We start from the raw sequence: 19858 nt of genomic DNA, 5'->3' as shown, positions 1-19858 counted from the left end.
GGACCATGAGTCCACGGAAGAAGGGCGCGCGGGCGGCGCCCCCGGCGACGCCCGAGACTTCCGATCCGGAACAGGCCCTTGAGGTCAGCCTCGACGACGCCCGGCTCGAGGTCCAGTCGCTGGTCGAGCGCATCGAGACCGCGCGCGAGGCCTACTACGGACGCAACGCCTCGCTCGTCGACGACGCCACGTACGACGCCGACCTGCAGCGCCTCGAGGCGCTCGAGCGGCTGTTCCCGGCCCTGCAGGGCCAGGACTCGCCCACGCAGCGGGTCGGCGCCGCGGCGAGCTCCGACCTGGCCCCCATCGAGCACGCCGAGCGCATGCTCAGCCTCGACAACGTGTTCTCCGCCGACGAGCTGCGCGCCTGGTGCGCCAAGACCGAGGCGGCCACGGCGCGCACGGTCGCCTGGCTCACCGAGGCCAAGATCGACGGGCTGGCCATCTCCCTGCGCTATGAGGACGGCGTGCTCGTCACGGCGGCCACCCGGGGCGACGGGCGCATCGGTGAGGACGTCACGACCAACGCGGTCAAGCTCGCCTCGCTGCCCGAGCGGCTCTCGGGCGAGGGGCACCCGCCGCTGGTCGAGGTGCGGGGCGAGGTGTTCATCGCGGTCGAGGCCTTCCACCGGCTCAACGCCCTCCAGGCCGACCTGCGCGAGCGCGCGACGGCCGACGCCGTGGGTCGGGGCGTCGACCGCGATCGCGCCGCGATCAGTGCCGGACGCCGGTTCCCGGCCTTCGCCAACCCCCGCAACGCCGCCAGCGGCGGCCTGCGCCAGCTCCTGCACAAGAAGTCCGGCCTCGAGCTGGAGGCCGGCCTGGCCCGCATCGAGGCGCTGTCGCTCTACGTGCACGGCATCGGTGCCTGGCCCGACCCGCCGGTCGACACCCAGAGCGAGGTCTACGACCTCCTGGGGTCGTGGGGCCTGCCGATCAGTCCCAACAGCCGCGTGTACGCAGGCGTCGACGACGTCGCGGCGCGCATCGCCGAGCTGGGCGAGGGTCGGCACTCGATCGTCCACGAGATCGACGGCGTCGTGGTCAAGGTCGACCAGCTGGCGATGCACGACGAGCTCGGCGAGACCAGCCGGGCGCCCCGGTGGGCCATCGCCTACAAGTACCCGCCCGAGGAGGTCCAGACCACGCTGGTCGACATCATCGTGTCGGTCGGGCGCACGGGTCGCGCCACCCCGTACGCGCAGATGGAGCCCGTGCTGGTCGCGGGCAGCGTCGTGCGCCAGGCCACGCTGCACAACAAGGACGTCGTCCGCGAGAAGGGCGTCCTGATCGGAGACACCGTCGTGCTCCGCAAGGCCGGCGACGTCATCCCCGAGGTCCTCGGTCCGGTCGTCGAGCTGCGCGACGGCACCGAGCGCGAGTTCGAGATGCCGACCGGGTGCCCCGAGTGCGGCACCGAGCTACGCCCCATGAAGGAGGGCGACATCGACCTGCGCTGCCCGAACGCGCAGTCCTGTCCGGCCCAGGTGCGGGGTCGGGTCGAGCACATCGGTTCGCGCGGGGCGCTCGACATCGACGCGCTGGGCGAGGTCACCGCCGCGGCCCTCACGCGGCCCACGCGACCCGAGGTGCCCCCGCTCGTGACTGAGGCGGGCCTGTTCGCGCTCGGGGCCGAGGACCTCTTCGGGATCGACGTCGAGGTCCGCGACCCCGAGACCGGGGCGCCCCGGGTCAACGACGACGGCACCACCGACACGCGCTCACCGTTCCGCCGGTTGCGCCGCAAGAAGGACGACCCGCCGTTCGACCCGGACGGGGAGTTCGACGGCAGCGAGACCCACATCCTCTCGATGCAGGCGCTCAAGCTGCTCGACGAGCTCGAGAAGGCCAAAACCAAAGATCTCTGGCGCTTCCTGGTCGCCCTCAACATCCGCCACGTCGGCCCGGTCGCCGCTCGCGCGCTCGCGCAGCACTTCGGGTCGTTGAGGGCCATCGAGGACGCCGCGGTCGAGGAGCTGTCGGCCGTCGACGGCGTGGGCGGCATCATCGCCGAGTCGGTCAAGGCCTGGCTCGAGGTCGACTGGCACGCCGAGATCCTCAGCAGCTGGCGCGAGGCTGGCGTGCCGTTCGAGATCCCCGGTCACCCGGGTCCGGGCCAGGCGGTCACCGGCGGGGTGCTCGACGGCCTCACGATCGTCGTCACCGGATCGCTCGAGAGCTACACGCGCGACTCCGTCAAGGAGGCCATCATCGAGCGCGGCGGCAAGGCGGCGGGCTCGGTCAGCAAGAAGACCGACTACGTCGTCGTGGGCGAGAATGCCGGCTCCAAGGCCGACAAGGCCGAACAGCTCAGCGTCCCCATCCTCGACGAGGCCGGCTTCCAGAAGCTGCTCGACGAAGGCCCTCCGGCGCCGGCCGAGCCGGAGACGAGCGACGACGAGACCGAGGAGTCCTGACGTGCTGGAGATCCGCCCGAGCTGCGAGTGCTGCGACCGCGACCTCCCCCCGGAGTCGACCGACGTGCTGATCTGCTCGTTCGAGTGCACGTGGTGCCGCGAGTGCGCCGAGAACGTGCTGCACGGCGTGTGCCCCAACTGCGGCGGCGAGCTCGTGCGCCGTCCGGTCCCCTCGCCCTCGCGGCTGGCCGCCGGACGCGTGTCGCGCGTCCGGGTCCTCGCGGAGAACTGCGGCGCGCACTGATGGCCGACCTGTGGCTCACGTCCGGTCCCGACCCGCGCGACGGCGAGCAGCCGGTCGGTGAGAAGGCCACCTATGCCGACTACCTGCGCATCTACCGCCACACACTCGTGCTGAAGTGTGAGGGGCTCTCTGCCGAGCAGCTCGCGACCCGCAGCGTGCTGCCCAGCACCATGAGCCTGCTGGGCCTCGTGCGGCACCTGGCGAGCGTGGAGCAGTTCTGGTTCGCTCAGGTGGGGCTGGGCCTGGAGGAGCCCCAGCCGTTCCGTGACGCCGAGGTGGCCGATCTCGACTTCGTCGGTGCCGAGCCCACCGACGCCTGCGTGACCGAGGCGTTCGACCGGTGGCGTGCCGAGGTCTCCCGGGCCGAGGAGTGGTTCGCGCAGGTGCCGGAGTCCGACCTCGGGCGCGAGCTGGTCATCCGTCGCCGGGGCGGTGAGGTCGTCACGATCCGCGACCTGCTGGTGCACATGATCGAGGAGTACGCCCGCCACTGCGGGCACGCCGACCTCCTGCGCGAGGCGATCGACGGCCGCACGGGCCAGTAGGCACGGGTCAGCAGCCACTGGTCAGGTCGGCGACGGCAGGGCAGCATGAGCCCCATGTCCGACCCCACGGCGCCGCGAGGCACCTCGGTGCTGCGTGGCACCCGCGCGATCCTGCTGGTCGTCGCCCTGGCCGTGGTGGTGTCGGTCGTGCACTACGTCGACAACTACGTGAACTACGACGACTTCCCCGCCCCGGGACCCGATGCGACGATCCCGACACCGAGCGACACCGTGGTCGGGCTGGCGTGGTTCGTCTTCACGGCATTCGGAGCCTGGGGCGTCTGGAACCTCGTGCGCGGCCGGGTCGTGCCTGCCGTGGTCGGGCTTGCCGTCTACTCGGTGAGCGGTCTGATCGGCATCGGTCACTACACCGTCCCGGGTGCGCTCGACATGCCGTTGTGGCGTCAGGCCCACGTCGTGGCCGACATCGTCCTCGGCGTCACGATCCTGGTGCTGGCCGCGCGACTGTTCGCCCAGAACCGCGCCCGCGCCTGAGGTCCCACCACCAACCACCTGACCGCCCCGGGATGGTTCGGACAAGCGGCCACGGACCAGGCGGCGGGCCGACGAGCGATGATGCATCCGGGCTGCCCCGGCGACCCCGATGCATCATCTCTTGTCCGCCGTCCCGCTCGCCGGTCAGTCGACGTCGGCGTCGTCCGGGTCGAACAGGTCCGCCGCAGCGCCCACGACGAGCGGGTCGGGCGTGCGCACGACGTCGTGGTCCTTGCCCGGGTAGTCGAAGCGGTGGAGCACGTGGCGCATCGCCTCGAGCCGGGCCCGCTTCTTGTCGTTGCTCTTCACGACGGTCCACGGCGAGTGCCGCGTGTCGGTCTTGCGGAACATCGCCTCCTTGGCCTGCGTGTAGGCGTCCCACTTGTCGAGCGACGCGAGGTCCATCGGCGAGAGCTTCCACTGCCGCACCGGGTCGATCTGGCGGATCGTGAAGCGCGTCAGCTGCTCGGCGCGCGAGACCGAGAACCAGAACTTCACGACGTGCACGCCGTCGTTGACCAGCATCTTCTCGAACGCCGGTGCCTGCCGCAGGAACTCCGTGTACTGGTCGGGCGTGCAGAACCCCATGACCCGCTCGACGCCCGCCCGGTTGTACCAGGAGCGGTCGAAGAACACGACCTCCCCGGCGCTCGGCAGGTGGGCCACGTAGCGCTGCAGGTACCACTGGCTCTGCTCGCGGTCGGTGGGCTTCACGAGCGCGACGACCCGGGCACCACGCGGGTTCAGGTGCTCGGTGAAACGCTTGATCGTGCCGCCCTTGCCGGCCGCGTCGCGTCCCTCGAACACCAGCACGATCCGCTGGCCGGTGTCCTTGACCCAGCTCTGCAGCTTGATCAGCTCGATCTGCAGGAGCCGCTTCTCGAGGTCGTACGTCGTGCGGTCGAGCCGCTCGTCGTACGGGTAGCCCTCCCGCCAGGTGTCGACCGGGAGGCCGGAGGCGTCGAGCAGGACGGGGTCGTCGTCGTCGGAGTCGTCGACGCTGAATCCGTCGAGCCGATCGATCTGCAGGGTCTCGGGCACGGACGGACGGTAGGGGTGCCGGGTGAACGGCCGGTGACGCGTCAGGTGAGGGCGCGGGTGTCACTAGGATGGCGCGGTACTGACCCCACGACCCAGGAGACGCATGTCGTCGCCCCTCTCGCGTGAGGACGTCGCCCACCTGGCGAGCCTCGCCCGCATCAGCCTCAGTGACGCCGAGCTCGACCGGCTCGGCGCCGAGCTGCCGGCCATCCTCGACCACGTCGCCGCCGTGCAGGGCGTCGTCGAGTCGGCCGGCACCGACGTCGCGCCCATGAGCCACCCGGTGCCGATCACCAACGTGTTCCGGGCCGACGAGCCGACCCCCGGCCTGTCCCGCGACGAGGCGCTCGCCGGCGCCCCGGCAGCCGAGGAGGACCGCTTCCTGGTCCCGAAGATCCTGGGGGAGGAGGCATGACCACCCGCCTCCACGCCTCCGACCTGGCAGCACAGCTCGCCGACGGCAGCGTCACCTCGGTCGAGGCGACCCAGGCCCAGCTCGACCGCATCGCCATGGTCGATGGCGACCTCAACGCCTTCCTGCACGTCGATGCCGAGGGTGCCCTGGCGGCGGCGGCGGACGTCGATGCGCGCCGTGCCGCGGGGGAGACCCTGCCGACGCTCGCGGGTGTGCCGATCGCGGTCAAGGACCTCATCAACACCACGGGCCAGCCCACCACGGCCGGGTCGAAGATCCTCGAGGGCTGGATCCCGCCGTACGACGCCACCGTCGTCGCGCGCCTGCGTGCCGCCGGACTGCCGATCCTCGGCAAGACCAACCTCGACGAGTTCGCGATGGGCTCGTCCAACGAGCACTCCGCCTACGGGCCTGCACGCAACCCGTGGGACACCGGCCGCATCCCGGGTGGCTCCAGCGGCGGCTCGGCCGCGGCCGTCGCCGCCTACGAGGCCCCGCTCGCGCTCGGCACCGACACCGGCGGCTCGATCCGCCAGCCCGGCGCCATGACCGGCATCGTGGGCGTCAAGCCCACCTACGGCGGCGTCTCGCGCTACGGCGTCATCGCGATGGCGAGCAGCCTCGACCAGGTCGGTCCCATGGCGCGCTCGGTGCTCGACGCGGCCCTGCTGCACGAGGTCATCGCGGGGCACGACCCGCGGGACTCCACCAGCATCGATGCCCCGGTGCCCTCGGTCGTCGAGGCCGCGCGCCGCGGCGACGTCGCCGGTCTGCGCATCGGCATCGTCCGCGAGTTCGGTGGGGAGGGCTTCCAGCCGGGCGTCCAGCGCCGCTTCGACGAGGCGGTCGCCAAGCTCGCCGAGGCCGGCGCCGAGATCGTTGACGTCTCCTGCCCGAGCTTCCAGCACGGCATCGCGGCGTACTACCTCGTGATGCCGAGCGAGGTCTCCAGCAACCTCGCCCGCTTCGACGCGATGCGCTACGGCCTGCGCGTCACGCCCGAGGGCAACCCGTCGCCCTCGGCGGAGCAGGTCATGGCCGCCACGCGCGACGCCGGCTTCGGCGACGAGGTCAAGCGCCGCATCATCCTGGGCACCTATGCCCTCTCGAGCGGCTACTACGACGCCTACTACGGCTCGGCGCAGAAGGTCCGCACGCTGATCGCCCAGGACTTCAGTGCCGCCTTCGGACAGGTCGACGTGCTGTTCTCGCCCACCGCGCCCACCACGGCGTGGCGTCTCGGCGAGAAGTCCGACGACCCGCTGGCGATGTACCTCGAGGACGTCTGCACGATCCCGGCCAACCTCGCGGGTGTGCCCGGCATCAGCGTGCCGATCGGTCTGGCCGACGACTCCGGCCTCCCCGTCGGTGGGCAGTTCCTCGCTCCGGCCCAGGCCGACGACCGTCTGTACAACGCGGGCGCTGCCCTCGAGCGCCTCGTGCCCGCCCCCGTCCTCGAGGAGGTCGCCCGATGAACGCCGCGACGAAGACCCCGCTGGTGCCGTTCGACGAGGCGCTCACGCGCTACGAGCCGGTCATGGGCCTGGAGGTCCACGTCGAGCTCGGCACGAACACCAAGATGTTCTGCGGCTGCGCCACCGAGTTCGGCGCTGAGCCCAACACCCAGGTCTGCCCCGTGTGCCTGGGCCTGCCCGGCGCGCTCCCGGTCGTCAACGCCAAGGCGATCGAGTCGGCCATCCGCATCGGACTCGCGCTCAACTGCGAGATCGCCGAGTGGTGCCGGTTCGCCCGCAAGAACTACTTCTACCCGGACCAGCCGAAGAACTTCCAGACGTCGCAGTACGACGAGCCGATCGCGTTCGACGGCTACACCGACGTCACTCTGCCTTCTGAAGACGGGGGCGACGGCGAGGTCTACCGCATCGAGATCGAGCGCGCGCACATGGAGGAGGACACCGGCAAGAGCCTCCACGTGGGCGGCGCGACGGGCCGTATCCACGGTGCCGACCACTCGCTGCTCGACTACAACCGCGCCGGCATCCCGCTGATCGAGATCGTCACGCGCACGATCGAGGTGCCCGGCGACAAGGCACCGTTGGTCGCCCGCGCCTACGTGAACCAGCTGCGTGACCTGATGGTGGCCCTCGGGGTCTCGGACGCCCGGATGGACCAGGGCTCGCTCCGCGCCGACGTCAACCTCTCGCTGAAGCCGGTCGGCTCAAGCACCCTCGGCACGCGCAGCGAGACCAAGAACGTCAACTCCTTCCGCTCCGTCGAGCGCGCCGTCCGGTACGAGGTCGGCCGCCACGCCGGCATCCTCGACGCCGGCCAGAAGGTCGTCCAGGAGACCCGTCACTTCCACGAGTCCGACGGCACGACGTCGCCCGGACGTGAGAAGTCCGACGCCGAGGACTACCGCTACTTCCCGGAGCCCGACCTGGCGCCCGTCGCCCCGTCGCGCGAGTGGGTCGACGAGCTGCGCGGCACGCTGCCCGAGCCGCCCTCGGAGCGTCGCAAGCGGCTCCAGGCGGAGTGGGACTTCTCCGACCTCGACATGCGCGACACGATCGGTGCGGGGGCCCTCGAGCTCGTCGCCACGACGGTCACGGCGGGCGCCGCGCCCCAGGCCGCACGCAAGTGGTGGCTCGGCGAGCTGGCCCGGCGCTCCAACGACACGGGTGTCGACCTGGCGGACCTGCCGATCACCCCGGAGCAGGTCGCCGGGGTCCAGGCGCTCATCGACGCCGGACGCATCAACGACAAGCTCGCGCGTGACGTCTTCGACGGCGTCCTCGCCGGTGAGGGCACGCCCGAGGAGGTCGTGGCGGCCCGTGGTCTGGAGGTCGTCTCCGACGACGGCGCCCTCGGCGACGCGGTCGACCGGGCGATCGAGGCCAACCCTGACGTGGCCGACAAGATCCGCGACGGCAAGCTCCAGGCCGCCGGCGCGCTGATCGGCGCGGTCATGAAGGAGATGCGCGGTCAGGCCGACGCCGGCCGCGTCCGCGAGCTGATCCTCGAGAAGCTCAGCTGACGCGCTCGAGGAGCCACTCGAGCTCCTCGAGCACGACCTCGGGCCACTCGATCGGCAGGAAGTGCGTGCCCTCGACGACGCGGTAGCGCGCACCGGGGATGCGCTCGGCGGCCGAGCGCATCGCCCCGGCACCGGCCAGGAGGTCCTTCGTGCCGGCCACGAGCGTGGTCGGCACGGTGATCTGCGAGAGCGAGACCCGGTCGTGCCGGGCCGCCTCCAGCGCCAGCTGGGCGTACCAGGCGGGGTGGGACGTGAAGAACTCCTGCACGACGGCGCGCAGCACCGTGTCGTCGGCGCTCGGCGCGAACACGCGGGCCATCTTGAGCAGGTTGACCGAGAACCGGGTCCAGGGGATCCGGCTGGTGACGGGCGCCAGGCCGTGACCGGTCACGGTCGAGAGCCGGGCCAGACCGACCATGAGGTTCTGCGCCACGATCGGGGGCACCCGCCACGGTTCGAGCATCGTCGAGAACGTGGCGCCCGGGACGCCGCAGACCGCCAGGATCCCGCTGACGCGGTCGGGATACCGGACGGCGAACTCGAAAGCCACGTTCACGCCGATCGACCAGCCGACCACGACGGCGGAATCGACGCCGGCATCGTCCATGACGGCCGCCATGTCCTCGAGGTGGGCATCCATGTCGACGCGGCCCGACTCGGGGCGCTCCGAACCGCCGATGCCGCGGTGGTTCCACCCCAGCACCCGCATCCCGTTGTCGGGGCGCAGGAGAGCGGGCCAGGCGTACGGGTTGGTGCCCAGCCCGTTCGAGATCAGCACGGCCGGACCTGATCCGCCGTTCCCCCAGGCGCGAAGCACCGTGCCGTCGGCGCTGCGGACGTCGTGGAAGCGGACGAGGGCGGGCTGGATCACGCGAGCATCCTGTCACGCGCTCGCACCGGCGGCACGGCTCTACAGTCGGACCATGGCAGGCGAACCCCACGACGCGCGACACGGATCCGCCGATCTCGTCCTCGAGGGCGGCGGGGTCAAGGGCATCGCCCTGGTGGGAGCCGCCGTCGCGCTCGACGACGCCGGGTGGCGGTTCGAGCGGGTCGCGGGCTCGTCCGCGGGGGCCGTCGTGGGCGCGGTGATGGCCGCGATGCGGCACGCGGGGGAGCCGATGGCGCGCGCCGACGACATCATGCGCACGCTCGACTACACGCTGATGCAGGACCGCCGGCCCGGCCTGCGGTGGCTGCAGTGGTGGCCGCGCGCGGCCGACGCCTGGGGCATCCTGTTCCACCTCGGCATGCATCCGGGGGAGTACCTGACGCAGTGGCTCCGCGGGGTCCTGGGCGATCTGGGGGTGCGGACGTTCGGTGACCTGCTGCTCGACCCGGGCGCGACCGATCTGCGCCAGCGGTACCGGCTCGTCGTGTCCACGAGCGACCTCTCGCGGCAGCGGGTCCTCCGCATCCCGTGGGACCTGCCGTCCTACGGGGTGCGGCCTGACGACGTCGACGTCGCGACGGCGGTGCGGGCCTCGGCCGGGATCCCCTTCATGTTCGAGCCGGTGCGGCTGCGCGGCGCCCACGGGGAGTCGACGTTGGCCGACGGCTCCCTGCTCGAGACCTTTCCGGTCGCCGCCTTCGACCGCGACGACGGTGCGGCACCACGCTGGCCCACGATCGGGGTGCGACTCAGCTCTCCGGCGAGCGAGCGCGCGCCGGCGGTCCCCGTGACCGGTCCGATCTCGATGCTCCGCAGCCTGATCCACACCACGGTCGACTCGACGCAGATCCGTCACGTCGAGGACCCGCGCGACGCCGAGCGCACGATCTTCGCGAAGCCGCGTGGCGTCGGGTGGACCGACTTCGACATCACGCCTGCGCAGCAGCAGTCGCTGTACGACGACGGATTCGCGGCGGCGCAGCGGTGGATCGAGCGCCGCGCCGGTCGGCCGCTGGCCTAGGGGCGGCGGAACAGGTCGAGCGCAGCCTGGATCAGCCGGTCGGCGCCGACGTCGGTGTGATCGAGGAAGAACGACGGCTCGGCGAGCTCGAGCTCCATGAGTCGCAGGCTGCCGTCGGCATCGGTCACGACGTCGACCCGGGCGTAGAGCGGCTCGGAGCCGAGGATCTCGGCGGCCACGGTCACCGTGCGCTCGGCGAAGGCGATCTGCTCGGCCGACGGCTCGCGGGCCCGGATGTCCTCCTTGAGCTCGGGCAGCTCGCGAGGATCGTCGCCCGTGGTCAGGAGTGCGCCCTTGCGGAAGGCGTGGGAGAACCGGCCGCCGAACAGCAGCAGGCCGGTCTCGCCCTCGCTGTCGACCGCGTCGACGTAGGGCTGGGTCATCGTGGGTCGGCCCGCGGCGAGGAGCGAGCGGCCGTGCTCGAGAGCGCGCTCGGGATCGCTCCAGCGGGCCGTGTCGGCCGAGCCGGCGGAGATCGTGGGCTTGACGACCCACTCGGCGGCGGACGGCAGGTCCTCGGCGTGCTCGACCGACCACGCCGTGGGCACGATCGCGACGCCGGCGGCCTCGAGCTCGCGCAGATAGGTCTTGTCGGTGTTCCAGCGCAGCACGCCAGCGGGGTTGGCCAGGCGCGGGACAGCGTCGGCCCAGGCCAGGAACTCGTCGCGACGCGGCACGTAGTCCCAGCACGACCGCACGACGACCAGGTCGAAGGAGGCCCAGTCGACGTCCGGGTCGTCCCAGACCACGATCTCGCTGGCGAGTCCGGCCCGGTCGGCTGCGGTGGTCAGGAGGGGAAGGTCGGCGTCGGCGGCCGCGAATCCGACCCCCGTCACCCAGGCGAGGCGGGTCATGGACCGCATGCTGTCACAACCGTGACTGTCGGTGGCCGCCGTTACTGTCTGTTACTGAAGAAGCGTCAGTAACAGACAGTCAGGAGCGGCGCCGTGGACCTGCAGCCCTACACGCCCGGCGCCCTGCCGCGCCACCTCGCCGGGCGCGAGGGCGAGATCCGTCGCATCCGTCGCTTCCTGGCTCCCGTGGTCGCCTACGGCGAGTTCGCCGGCGCTCCCACGGTGTTCCACGCGGTCCGGGGCCTCGGCAAGACCTCGCTCCTGCGCCACGCCCAGCGCGAGGCCGAGGCGCTGGGCTTCGTGACGGCCTGGGTCGCCTGCGCGAAGGCCGCACCGTACCTGCCCGACCTCGAGGCGGCGGTGCGGGAGGGACTGGCGCGGACCGCGCTCGCGGGGTCGCCCGCGTCGCGGTCGACCGGCCGGCGCACGCTCGGCGCCGAGGTGGGCCTGCCCGGCCTCAAGGTCACGGCCCAGGTCGAGTCCAGCGCGGCCGACCAGGAGGCGCCCGAGGCGTCGGTCGCCGCCGTCGGACGTCATCTCCACGAAGCGGCCGCACGGATCCGTGCCTCCGGTGGCGCAGGCCTGGTCCTGTTCGTCGACGAGTGGCACGCGGGCCGCGAGAGCGACACGAGCGTCCTGCTGAACGCGGTGCAGGCCCTCGGCGGTCGCCCGGAGGAGAATCCGCTCGCGGTCGTCGGTGCCGGCCTGCCCTCGGTCGTGGGCACGCTGACCAGGGCGGCGACCTTCGCCGAGCGCACGGCATGGGTCCGCCTGCGTGAGCTCGACCCGGACCCGTCGCGCGAGCTGGTGCTGGAGCCGGCGGCCCAGCTCGGCGTCGGCTGGGACTCGGCGGCGCTCGACCTCGTGGCGCTGCAGGCGGGCGGGCACCCGTACTTCCTGCAGCTCATCGCGGCCCACGCGTGGGAGGCCGCCGACCCGGCCCGGGGCGACACCATCACCGTCGACCACGTCGAGCACGGCCTGGTCGGTGTCAGCGACCAGGTCACCGAGATGTACGAGGCCCGCTGGCAGGCGGCCTCCCCGGCCGAGCGTCGCTTCATCGTGGCGATGGCCAGCACCGGCGAGCCCGTCGTGGCCCGCGGGGAGATCGCCAGGATCCTCGAGATGGCCTCCGAGAAGCTGGGCGTGCCCCGTGACCGTCTGATCGACAAGGGCATCGTCGAGGAGGCCGGCCGCGGCAGGCTGCGCTTCACCCTGCCGGGATTCGGCCGGCACGTCGTCGAACGCGCCGACGAGGGAACCGGCGACTGCCCGGCGGTCCCCGGGGTTCCGGCCCCGCCCGAGCTCGGGCCGTAGCCCGACGTAATCTGGCCTCATGGCCGACGATCGCCCCGCGAACCCCACCACGCCCGACATCAAGCCCCGCAGCCGCACCGTCACCGACGGTCTCGAGGCCACCGCCTCCCGCGGCATGCTCCGTGCGGTCGGCATGGGTGACGACGACTGGGCCAAGCCCCAGATCGGCGTGGCGTCGAGCTGGAACGAGATCACGCCCTGCAACCTGTCGCTCGACCGCCTGGCCAAGCGCGCCAAGGAGGGCGTGCACGCCGGTGGCGGCTACCCGCTCGAGTTCGGCACGATCTCGGTGTCCGACGGCATCTCGATGGGCCACGAGGGCATGCACTTCTCGCTCGTCAGCCGCGAGGTCATCGCCGACTCGGTCGAGACCGTCATGATGGCCGAGCGCCTTGACGGCTCGGTGCTGCTGGCCGGCTGCGACAAGAGCCTGCCCGGCATGCTCATGGCCGCCGCGCGCCTCGACCTCGCGAGCGTCTTCGTCTACGCCGGCTCGATCATGCCCGGCAACGTCGACGGCAAGGACGTCACGATCATCGATGCCTTCGAGGCAGTCGGTGCGTGCCTGGCCGGCAAGATGTCACGCGAGCAGGTCGACAAGATCGAGCGCGCGATCTGCCCCGGCGAGGGCGCGTGCGGCGGCATGTACACGGCCAACACGATGGCGTCGGCCGCCGAGGCGCTCGGCATGAGCCTGCCCGGCTCGTCCGCCCCGCCGGCGATCGACAGCCGTCGCGACGAGTACGCGATCAAGTCCGGCGAGGCCGTCGTCGAGATGCTCCGTCAGGGCATCACCGCCCGACAGATCCTGACCAAGGAGGCGTTCGAGAACGCCATCACGGTCGTCATGGCCCTGGGCGGATCGACCAACGCGGTCCTGCACCTGTTGGCGATCGCCCGCGAGGCCGAGGTCGACCTGACGCTCGAGGACTTCAGCCGCATCGGCGACAAGGTCCCGCACCTGGGCGACCTCAAGCCGTTCGGTCGCTACGTCATGAACGACGTCGACAAGGTCGGCGGCATCCCCGTCATCATGAAGGCCCTGCTCGATGCCGGCCTGATGCACGGCGACTGCCTGACGGTCACCGGCAGGACCATGGCCGAGAACCTGGCCCACATCGAGCAGCGCATCGACGGCGACGTCATCCGCGCGATCGACCGGCCGATCCACCGGACCGGCGGGCTCACGATCCTGCACGGAACGCTGGCGCCCGAGGGAGCCGTCGTCAAGAGCGCCGGCTTCGACTCCGACGTGTTCACCGGCACGGCCCGCGTCTTCGACGGCGAGCGCAAGGCGATGGACGCCCTCGAGGCCGGCACGATCGTGGCCGGCGACGTCGTCGTGATCCGCTACGAGGGTCCCAAGGGTGGGCCGGGCATGCGCGAGATGCTCGCCATCACCGGCGCGATCAAGGGAGCCGGGCTCGGCAAGGACGTCCTGCTGATGACCGACGGACGCTTCTCGGGCGGCACGACGGGCCTGTGTGTCGGCCACGTCGCTCCCGAGGCCGTCGACGGCGGGCCGATCGCCTTCGTGAAGGACGGCGACCAGATCACCCTGGACGTGGCCAACAAGCGGCTCGACGTCGCCGTCGACGCCGACGAGCTCGACGCCCGCAAGGTCGGCTGGGAGCCCCTGCCGCCGAAGTACACCTCGGGCGTGCTCGCGAAGTACCGCAAGCTCGTGAGCTCGGCGGCCCACGGTGCCATCACGGGCTGACGCCCGGGGGGCCATCACGGGCTGACGCCCGGGGGCGATGACCGGCTGACCGGCCGGGGGCGATGACCGGCTGACCGGCCGCGTAGAATTCGCCGGTGCCCGACTTCACCGACGACGACCTCGCGACCGCCCTCCGCGTCCTGGACCAGGCTGGCGCGCTCGACGAGGACGACCCCTCGTACGTCGCGCTGCGACGGGCGACGGGCGGGTTCTTCAAGGCCGCCAAGCGCGAGCGCCGCAAGTCCAAGCGCGACGAGGTCAACGCGGCCGACCGTGCCGTGATCGAGCTGACCGCGACGGGCTCGGCGAGCCGGATCGACGACGAGACCGCCGGGATCCCGCTCGTCTCGAACGCGCCAGGGGCCACCGCGGGGGAGCTGCTGGTGCCGCGCGGCTGCTACATGTGCAAGACCAAGTACACGACGGTCGACGCGTTCTACCACCAGCTCTGTCCGACGTGCGCGGCGTTCAGCCACGCCAAGCGCGACGCGCGCACCGACCTCACGGGTCGGCGCGCCCTGCTGACCGGTGGGCGCGCCAAGATCGGCATGTACATCGCCCTGCGCCTGCTCCGCGACGGCGCGCACCTCACGATCACGACGCGCTTCCCGCGTGACGCGGTGCGCCGCTTCACGCAGATGCCCGACTCGGCGGACTGGCTGCACCGGCTCAAGGTGGTCGGCATCGACCTGCGCGACCCGGCGCAGGTCATCGGCCTGGCCGACGACGTGGCCGCGGCGGGACCGCTCGACATCCTGATCAACAACGCCGCGCAGACCGTCAAGCGGCAGCCGGGCGCCTACTCGGCGATCTCGGACGCGGAGTCGGCGCCGTTGCCGGCGGGGTCGCCCGTCGAGCTCGTGACGTTCGGCCACACGAGCGACGCCCACCCGGCCTCGCTCGTGGGCTCGGTGTCGGCCCACCCGGTGCTGGCGGGGGACACCGCCACCGCGGACGCCCTGACCTCGCTGGCGCTGACCGCGGGCTCGGCCGACGTCGACCGCATCGACGCCGGTGGTCTGCTGCCGGACGTCGTCGACACCAACAGCTGGGTGCAGACCGTCTCGGAGGTCGACGCGCTCGAGCTGCTCGAGGTGCAGCTCTGCAACAGTGTGGCGCCGTTCATCCTGGTCAGCCGTCTGCGACCGGCGATGGCGGCGTCGCCGGCCCGCCGGACGTACGTCGTCAACGTCTCGGCGATGGAGGGTCAGTTCGGCCGTCGGTACAAGGGGGCCGGCCACCCGCACACCAACATGGCCAAGGCGGCGCTCAACATGCTGACGCGCACGAGTGCCGAGGAGATGCTCGAGAGCGACGGCATCCTCATGACGGCGGTGGACACGGGGTGGATCACTGACGAGCGCCCGTACACGACGAAGGTGCGCCTGGCTGACGAGGGCTTTAAGGCGCCACTCGACCTCGTCGACGGCGCGGCCCGGGTCTACGACCCCGTCGTGCGCGGCGAGGCGGGCGAGGACCTGTTCGGCGTCTTCCTCAAGGACTACGCACCGTCGCCCTGGTGAGACGGCAGCACGCCGAAGCGACGGGGCGGCGTCAGCCGCCGATGCACTCCGCGAGTGCGGGCGTCAGGGACTCGACGGCGCCCTCGTCCTCGTCGGAGGCGTCGTAGTCCTCGTCACCGTCGACCAGGGCCCGGAGGGCCTCGTCGGAGAGGTCGGAGTCGGCGTACGCCTTGGCGACGCAGTCGACCTGCTCGTCCGTGGCGTCCTCGCTGCTGAAGCTGTCGTCGCTCTTGATGGCGTCGGCGATGTCGTCGGCGGACGGGCGATCGCCACCGCCGCCGCACGCGGCCGTGAGGACGAGCATCGAGACGGCCGCGGTGGTGGCCAGAGTCTTCTTCATGAGGTAGTGCCCTTCGTCGGTCGCAGCTTCCTGCCGCGCACCGACATTCAATCGGACGGGCCCCCGCAGAGCGAACTGGCCCGGGATCCAAGGCGGATCCCGGGCCAGTTCGTGCCGGCTGGCGTGAGTGGTGTCAGCCGGTGACGCAGCTGGTGACGTCGTCGGTGAGGGCCTCGAACGCGTCGGCGTCGTCCTGCGGAACGGCCGAGACGCCCGTGACGTCGATGTCACCGTCGACGATCTTGTTCAGGGTGTCGTCGGAGATGTCGGACTCGTGGACCTTCTCGGCGATGCACTCGGCCGACTCCTCGGTGATGCCGAGCGACTCGCCCTGCTCCAGGATCGAGGCCTGGAGGTCGTCGACGCTCGGGCGACCCGCGCCGCAGGCCGAGGTCACGATGATGACGGAGACGGCGGCGGCCGTCATGAGCTTCTTCATGGGAACTCCTGGGTGTTGGCGCGGACCCCTGCCACGCTTCTGTGCGGTATTCAACCTGCAGGTGACCCGTGGCCGGTCGGCCGGGTCGGAAAACGACGCCCACCGGCCACCGGATCGGCCCGCGACGCCCAGTCAAGCCGAGGACGGTCCCGTCCGCGATAGGGACCGCTCCCCATGACCCATGACCCACGGGCCTGCGTCACTCGGAGACGCAGGCGCCCAGGTCGGTCGAGAGGCCGTCGAGCTTGTCCTGCTCGTCGTCCGAGCCCTCGTAGTCCTCGTCGCCGTCGACGATGGCCTGGAGGGTGTCGTCGGACAGGTCGGAGTCGACCAGGGCCTCGGCCGCGCAGTCGGCCTGGTCGCCGTCGAGCACGGCGCCGAAGACGTTGTCCTCGCTCGTCAGGGCCTCGGACAGCTCGTCGACCGACGGACGACCTCCGCCCCCGCAGGCAGCGGTGAACACGAGCAGTGCGGCCGACGTGGCCATGGCCATGGTCTTCTTCATCTGGACAACCCCCTGGTTCAGGACACGACGCGCTGTCGTGCGGCACCATTCAAGTGCGAGAACGCCGATCCCGCGACCGCGGGATCCGTCAGACCGCGCAGTCCTGGAGCACCTTCACCTGGGCCTTGGCGAGGATCGAGGCGGCATCGGCGGACAGCTCGGCCTTCGGATCGGCATCGGCCACGACCTGCAGGTCCTCGTCGGAGAGGTCGGACGCCACGAGGATCTTCGCGGCGCAGGCGGCCTGCTGCTCGGCGACGGGGAAGTGCGATCCGCTCGCGGTGAGCCCGGACTCGACGTCCTCGGTCGCAGCGCGGCCGGCGGAGCAGGCCGTGAGGAGCAGGACGGGGACCAGGGCGGCGCCGGCGACGCGGACACGGGACGAGGGCATGCGGGCATCGTAGGTGCGGCGGGGTCCGCGCGGGCATGAATCTGCCGGACTGGCGTTCCACATGGTGGTACCGGTCGTCTCGCAACTTGACCACGCCTGACCTGCGGGACACACTGGTCGCGTGCACGCGCTCCTGCTCGTATCCGTATGACGTGACCGCCCTCCCCGGGCGCACGTCTCCCTCGTCTGCCGTTCCGGCCGAGGGGTTTTTTTATGTGACAGGACAAGCGGGCACCACACCTCCCGCACGACCGAAAAGGGACATCGCATGACGGGCCAGACGAACCTCTCGTCGATCGAGACGAGCACGCCCACGCTGACGGGTGCCGAGAGCCTCGTCCGCGCCCTCGAGAACTCCGGCGTCGAGGTCATCTTCGGCATCCCGGGCGGCGCGATCCTCCCGGCGTACGACCCGCTGTTCGACTCCTCGATCCGTCACATCCTGGTGCGCCACGAGCAGGGCGCGGGACACGCGGCCCAGGGCTACGCGTCCGCCTCCGGCCGCGTCGGCGTGTGCATGGCCACCTCGGGCCCCGGGGCGACCAACCTGGTCACCGCGATCGCGGACGCCTACATGGACTCCATCCCGATCGTGGCCATCACGGGCCAGGTCTCGTCGAGCCTCATCGGTACCGACGGCTTCCAGGAGGCCGACATCCGCGGCATCACGATGCCGATCACCAAGCACAGCTACCTCGTCACCGACGCGTCGCAGATCCCGCGCGTCATCGCCGAGGCCTTCCACATCGCCGGCACGGGACGCCCCGGCCCGGTCCTGGTCGACATCGCGAAGGACGCGCTGCAGGCCACCACGACGTTCGACTGGCCGAACGAGCTGGCCCTGCCCGGCTACCGGCCCACGACGCATCCGCACGGCAAGCAGGTGCGCGAGGCGGCCCGGCTGCTGATCGACGCCGAGCGCCCCGTGCTCTACGTCGGCGGCGGTGTCATCAAGGCCGAGGCGTCCGCCGAGCTGCTGCGCCTCGCCGAGATCTACGGCATCCCGGTCGTGACGACCCTGATGGCCCGCGGAGCGTTCCCCGACAGCCACGAGCTGCACCTGGGCATGCCCGGGATGCACGGCACGGTCGCCGCAGTGTCCGCGCTCCAGAAGTCGGACCTCCTGGTCAGCCTCGGTGCGCGGTTCGACGACCGCGTGACCGGTAACCTCGACTCCTTCGCGCCGCTGGCCAAGGTGATCCACGCCGACATCGACCCGGCTGAGATCTCCAAGAACCGCCACGCGGACGTCCCGATCGTGGGCGACTGCCGGGAGGTCATCAGCGACCTGCTCGTGGTCCTGGCGGCCCTGGCCGAGGACGGCGAGAAGGGCGACTACACCGCCTGGCGTGAGCAGATGGGTGCGGTCAAGACCAAGTACCCGGTCGGCTACGACGCGCCCGCCGAGGGTCTCGCCCCGCAGACCGTGATCGAGCGGCTGAGTGCCATCGCCGGTCCCGAGGCGATCTACGCCGCGGGCGTGGGCCAGCACCAGATGTGGGCGGCCCACTACGTCGACTACGAGCGTCCGCGCCAGTGGCTCAACTCCGGCGGCCTCGGCACGATGGGCTACGCGGTCCCGGCCGCGATGGGCGCGCAGGTGGCCGATCCCGATCGTGTCGTCTGGGCCATCGACGGCGACGGCTGCTTCCAGATGACCAACCAGGAGCTCGCCACGTGCGCGCTCGAGGGCATCCCGATCAAGGTCGCGGTCATCAACAACTCCTCGCTGGGCATGGTGCGGCAGTGGCAGACCCTGTTCTACGAGGGCCGCTACTCCAACACCGACCTCAACACCGGCCCGGAGAGCATCGGCGCCCGCCGCATCCCCGACTTCGTCAAGCTCGCCGATGCGTACGGCTGCGTCGGGCTCCGGTGCGACTCCGTCGAGGACCTCGACGCCACGATCGAGAAGGCCATGGCCATCACCGACCGTCCCGTCGTGATCGACTTCGTGGTCGAGCGCGACGCGATGGTCTGGCCCATGGTCGCCGCCGGCACGAGCAACGATGCCATCAAGATCGCGCGTGACCTCGCGCCCGAGTGGGAGAACGACGACCTCTGATGAGCGAGCGCCAGCGAGTGACCAGTCCAGATGTCATGACGACGTCTTCGTACTCTGCCTTTCACACGGAGGTGTCGGCATGACGACACAACACACCCTCTCCGTCCTCGTCGAGAACACCCCCGGTGTCCTCGCGCGCGTCTCGAGCCTGTTCATGCGCCGCGGCTTCAACATCGAGTCGCTCGCGGTCGGACCCACGGAGATCCCCGAGATCAGCCGCATGACGATCGTTGTCAACGTCGACGAGCTGCCGCTCGAGCAGGTCACGAAGCAGCTCAACAAGCTCGTCAACGTGCTCAAGATCGTCGAGCTCGACTCCGACTCCGCGGTCGAGCGCGAGCTCATGCTGATCAAGGTCAAGACCGACCCCGCCACGCGCGGCCAGGTGCTCGAGACCGTGCAGCTGTTCCGTGCCAAGGTCGTCGACGTCGCCACCGACGCCGTCACGATCGAGGCGACCGGCGACTCCGGCAAGCTCAACGCGATGCTCAAGGTCCTCGAGCCCTTCGGCATCCGCGAGATCGCCCAGTCCGGTCGCGTCGCGATCGGCCGAGGCGCCCGTTCCATCACCGACCGCAGCCTGCGCGCCGTCCCCGGCACCCAGGCCGGCTGAACCACCCCACCCAAGGAGAGATTCTC

General features: G+C 71.2%; 20 protein-coding genes. 13 read left to right on the top strand and 7 right to left on the bottom strand.

From position 1 onward, the window contains the following. Positions 1–5: 5 nt before the first annotated feature. From ligA to V6S66_RS09595, 4 genes are read left to right on the top strand one after another with little or no spacing between them, the layout of a single operon-like run. The gene (gene ligA, locus V6S66_RS09610) at positions 6–2417 is read left to right on the top strand and encodes an NAD-dependent DNA ligase LigA (protein WP_334206519.1); all 2412 of its coding nucleotides are present in this window, start codon (positions 6–8) and stop codon (positions 2415–2417) included. 1 nt (position 2418) lies between these two features. Continuing rightward, entirely contained in the window at positions 2419–2661 is a 243-nt protein-coding gene (locus V6S66_RS09605) for a DUF1272 domain-containing protein (protein WP_334206518.1), read from the top strand. After that, positions 2661–3206: a DinB family protein gene (locus V6S66_RS09600; RefSeq protein ID WP_334206517.1), complete on the top strand. Its 546-nt coding sequence runs from the start codon at positions 2661–2663 to the stop codon at positions 3204–3206. The genes V6S66_RS09605 and V6S66_RS09600 overlap by 1 nt, the downstream gene beginning before the upstream one ends. A gap of 54 nt (positions 3207–3260) precedes the next feature. Further along, positions 3261–3701: a hypothetical protein gene (locus V6S66_RS09595; protein WP_334206516.1), complete on the top strand. Its 441-nt coding sequence runs from the start codon at positions 3261–3263 to the stop codon at positions 3699–3701. A 144-nt stretch (positions 3702–3845) separates the two neighbouring features. On the opposite strand, the gene ppk2 is transcribed toward V6S66_RS09595, so the two are convergent. Then, positions 3846–4742 carry a polyphosphate kinase 2 gene (ppk2, locus tag V6S66_RS09590; protein WP_334206515.1) on the bottom strand — a complete coding sequence of 299 codons (897 nt, stop codon included), beginning with the start codon at positions 4740–4742 and terminating at the stop codon, positions 3846–3848. A 103-nt stretch (positions 4743–4845) separates the two neighbouring features. On the opposite strand from ppk2, the gene gatC reads away from it, so the two are divergent. The 3 genes from gatC to gatB are packed head-to-tail and all read left to right on the top strand — an operon-like array spanning position 4846 to position 8152. Beyond that, positions 4846–5157, top strand: coding sequence for an Asp-tRNA(Asn)/Glu-tRNA(Gln) amidotransferase subunit GatC (gene gatC, locus V6S66_RS09585; RefSeq protein WP_334206514.1), 312 nt, complete (start codon positions 4846–4848; stop codon positions 5155–5157). Then, entirely contained in the window at positions 5154–6632 is a 1479-nt protein-coding gene (gene gatA, locus V6S66_RS09580; protein WP_334206513.1) for an Asp-tRNA(Asn)/Glu-tRNA(Gln) amidotransferase subunit GatA, read from the top strand. Before gatC ends, gatA begins: the two co-directional genes overlap by 4 nt. Then, the gene (gatB, locus tag V6S66_RS09575) at positions 6629–8152 is read left to right on the top strand and encodes an Asp-tRNA(Asn)/Glu-tRNA(Gln) amidotransferase subunit GatB (RefSeq protein WP_334206512.1); all 1524 of its coding nucleotides are present in this window, start codon (positions 6629–6631) and stop codon (positions 8150–8152) included. Before gatA ends, gatB begins: the two co-directional genes overlap by 4 nt. On the opposite strand, the gene V6S66_RS09570 is transcribed toward gatB, so the two are convergent. After that, positions 8145–9023, bottom strand: a complete 879-nt coding sequence (locus tag V6S66_RS09570) for an alpha/beta fold hydrolase (RefSeq protein ID WP_334206511.1) — start codon at positions 9021–9023, stop codon at positions 8145–8147. The genes gatB and V6S66_RS09570 overlap by 8 nt on opposite strands. Before the next feature lie 52 nt (positions 9024–9075). Here V6S66_RS09570 and V6S66_RS09565 point away from each other — a divergent pair, with 52 nt between their 5' ends. After that, positions 9076–10065, top strand: coding sequence for a patatin-like phospholipase family protein (locus V6S66_RS09565; protein WP_334206510.1), 990 nt, complete (start codon positions 9076–9078; stop codon positions 10063–10065). Here the strand turns inward: V6S66_RS09565 and V6S66_RS09560 are convergent. Continuing rightward, complete coding sequence (locus V6S66_RS09560; RefSeq protein ID WP_334206509.1) at positions 10062–10919, bottom strand: ATP-grasp domain-containing protein; 858 nt, start codon at positions 10917–10919, stop codon at positions 10062–10064. The two genes, V6S66_RS09565 and V6S66_RS09560, sit on opposite strands and share 4 nt — an antisense overlap. Before the next feature lie 93 nt (positions 10920–11012). On the opposite strand from V6S66_RS09560, the gene V6S66_RS09555 reads away from it, so the two are divergent. The 3 genes from V6S66_RS09555 to V6S66_RS09545 all read left to right on the top strand — a co-directional run bounded on the left by V6S66_RS09555 (position 11013) and on the right by V6S66_RS09545 (position 15479). Next, entirely contained in the window at positions 11013–12236 is a 1224-nt protein-coding gene (locus tag V6S66_RS09555) for an ATP-binding protein (RefSeq protein WP_334206508.1), read from the top strand. 19 nt (positions 12237–12255) lie between these two features. After that, the gene (gene ilvD / locus V6S66_RS09550) at positions 12256–13956 is read left to right on the top strand and encodes a dihydroxy-acid dehydratase (RefSeq protein ID WP_334206507.1); all 1701 of its coding nucleotides are present in this window, start codon (positions 12256–12258) and stop codon (positions 13954–13956) included. Positions 13957–14051: 95 nt separating this feature from the next. Beyond that, complete coding sequence (locus V6S66_RS09545) at positions 14052–15479, top strand: SDR family NAD(P)-dependent oxidoreductase (RefSeq protein WP_334206506.1); 1428 nt, start codon at positions 14052–14054, stop codon at positions 15477–15479. Positions 15480–15510: 31 nt separating this feature from the next. Here V6S66_RS09545 and V6S66_RS09540 read toward each other — a convergent pair whose 3' ends face one another. The 4 genes from V6S66_RS09540 to V6S66_RS09525 form a co-directional block, all read right to left on the bottom strand. Then, positions 15511–15819 (bottom strand): hypothetical protein, encoded by a 309-nt coding sequence (locus V6S66_RS09540; protein WP_334206505.1) that lies wholly within the window; start codon positions 15817–15819, stop codon positions 15511–15513. Between the two features lie 133 nt (positions 15820–15952). Beyond that, a complete protein-coding gene (locus V6S66_RS09535) occupies positions 15953–16258 on the bottom strand; it encodes a hypothetical protein (protein WP_334206504.1) in 306 nt (101 codons plus the stop codon). A gap of 199 nt (positions 16259–16457) precedes the next feature. Then, entirely contained in the window at positions 16458–16763 is a 306-nt protein-coding gene (locus V6S66_RS09530; protein ID WP_334206503.1) for a hypothetical protein, read from the bottom strand. An 88-nt stretch (positions 16764–16851) separates the two neighbouring features. After that, positions 16852–17154, bottom strand: a complete 303-nt coding sequence (locus V6S66_RS09525; RefSeq protein WP_334206502.1) for a hypothetical protein — start codon at positions 17152–17154, stop codon at positions 16852–16854. Positions 17155–17422: 268 nt separating this feature from the next. On the opposite strand from V6S66_RS09525, the gene V6S66_RS09520 reads away from it, so the two are divergent. Both V6S66_RS09520 and ilvN read left to right on the top strand, forming a co-directional pair. After that, a complete protein-coding gene (locus V6S66_RS09520) occupies positions 17423–19219 on the top strand; it encodes an acetolactate synthase large subunit (RefSeq protein WP_442885900.1) in 1797 nt (598 codons plus the stop codon). A 79-nt stretch (positions 19220–19298) separates the two neighbouring features. Beyond that, the gene (gene ilvN, locus V6S66_RS09515) at positions 19299–19832 is read left to right on the top strand and encodes an acetolactate synthase small subunit (RefSeq protein ID WP_334206501.1); all 534 of its coding nucleotides are present in this window, start codon (positions 19299–19301) and stop codon (positions 19830–19832) included. Positions 19833–19858: the final 26 nt, after the last annotated feature.

Origin of the sequence: Aeromicrobium sp. Sec7.5, assembly GCF_036867135.1 — a bacterium.
Taxonomy (GTDB): Bacteria; Actinomycetota; Actinomycetes; order Propionibacteriales; family Nocardioidaceae; genus Aeromicrobium.
This window is presented reverse-complemented; position numbering and strand designations above follow the sequence as displayed.

Excerpts from the sequence above, each read along its gene's own strand:
- gatB (WP_334206512.1), top strand. The coding sequence starts at position 6,629 with ATGAACGCCGCGACGAAGACCCCGCTGGTGCCGTTCGACGAGGCGCTC.
- ilvN (WP_334206501.1), top strand. The coding sequence starts at position 19,299 with ATGACGACACAACACACCCTCTCCGTCCTCGTCGAGAACACCCCCGGT.
- V6S66_RS09600 (WP_334206517.1), top strand. The coding sequence starts at position 2,661 with ATGGCCGACCTGTGGCTCACGTCCGGTCCCGACCCGCGCGACGGCGAG.
- gatC (WP_334206514.1), top strand. The coding sequence starts at position 4,846 with ATGTCGTCGCCCCTCTCGCGTGAGGACGTCGCCCACCTGGCGAGCCTC.
- V6S66_RS09535 (WP_334206504.1), bottom strand. The coding sequence starts at position 16,258 with ATGAAGAAGCTCATGACGGCCGCCGCCGTCTCCGTCATCATCGTGACC.
- gatA (WP_334206513.1), top strand. The coding sequence starts at position 5,154 with ATGACCACCCGCCTCCACGCCTCCGACCTGGCAGCACAGCTCGCCGAC.
- V6S66_RS09595 (WP_334206516.1), top strand. The coding sequence starts at position 3,261 with ATGTCCGACCCCACGGCGCCGCGAGGCACCTCGGTGCTGCGTGGCACC.
- V6S66_RS09565 (WP_334206510.1), top strand. The coding sequence starts at position 9,076 with ATGGCAGGCGAACCCCACGACGCGCGACACGGATCCGCCGATCTCGTC.
- V6S66_RS09525 (WP_334206502.1), bottom strand. The coding sequence starts at position 17,154 with ATGCCCTCGTCCCGTGTCCGCGTCGCCGGCGCCGCCCTGGTCCCCGTC.
- ligA (WP_334206519.1), top strand. The coding sequence starts at position 6 with ATGAGTCCACGGAAGAAGGGCGCGCGGGCGGCGCCCCCGGCGACGCCC.
- V6S66_RS09560 (WP_334206509.1), bottom strand. The coding sequence starts at position 10,919 with ATGACCCGCCTCGCCTGGGTGACGGGGGTCGGATTCGCGGCCGCCGAC.
- ilvD (WP_334206507.1), top strand. The coding sequence starts at position 12,256 with ATGGCCGACGATCGCCCCGCGAACCCCACCACGCCCGACATCAAGCCC.
- V6S66_RS09530 (WP_334206503.1), bottom strand. The coding sequence starts at position 16,763 with ATGAAGAAGACCATGGCCATGGCCACGTCGGCCGCACTGCTCGTGTTC.
- V6S66_RS09540 (WP_334206505.1), bottom strand. The coding sequence starts at position 15,819 with ATGAAGAAGACTCTGGCCACCACCGCGGCCGTCTCGATGCTCGTCCTC.
- V6S66_RS09520 (WP_442885900.1), top strand. The coding sequence starts at position 17,423 with ATGACGGGCCAGACGAACCTCTCGTCGATCGAGACGAGCACGCCCACG.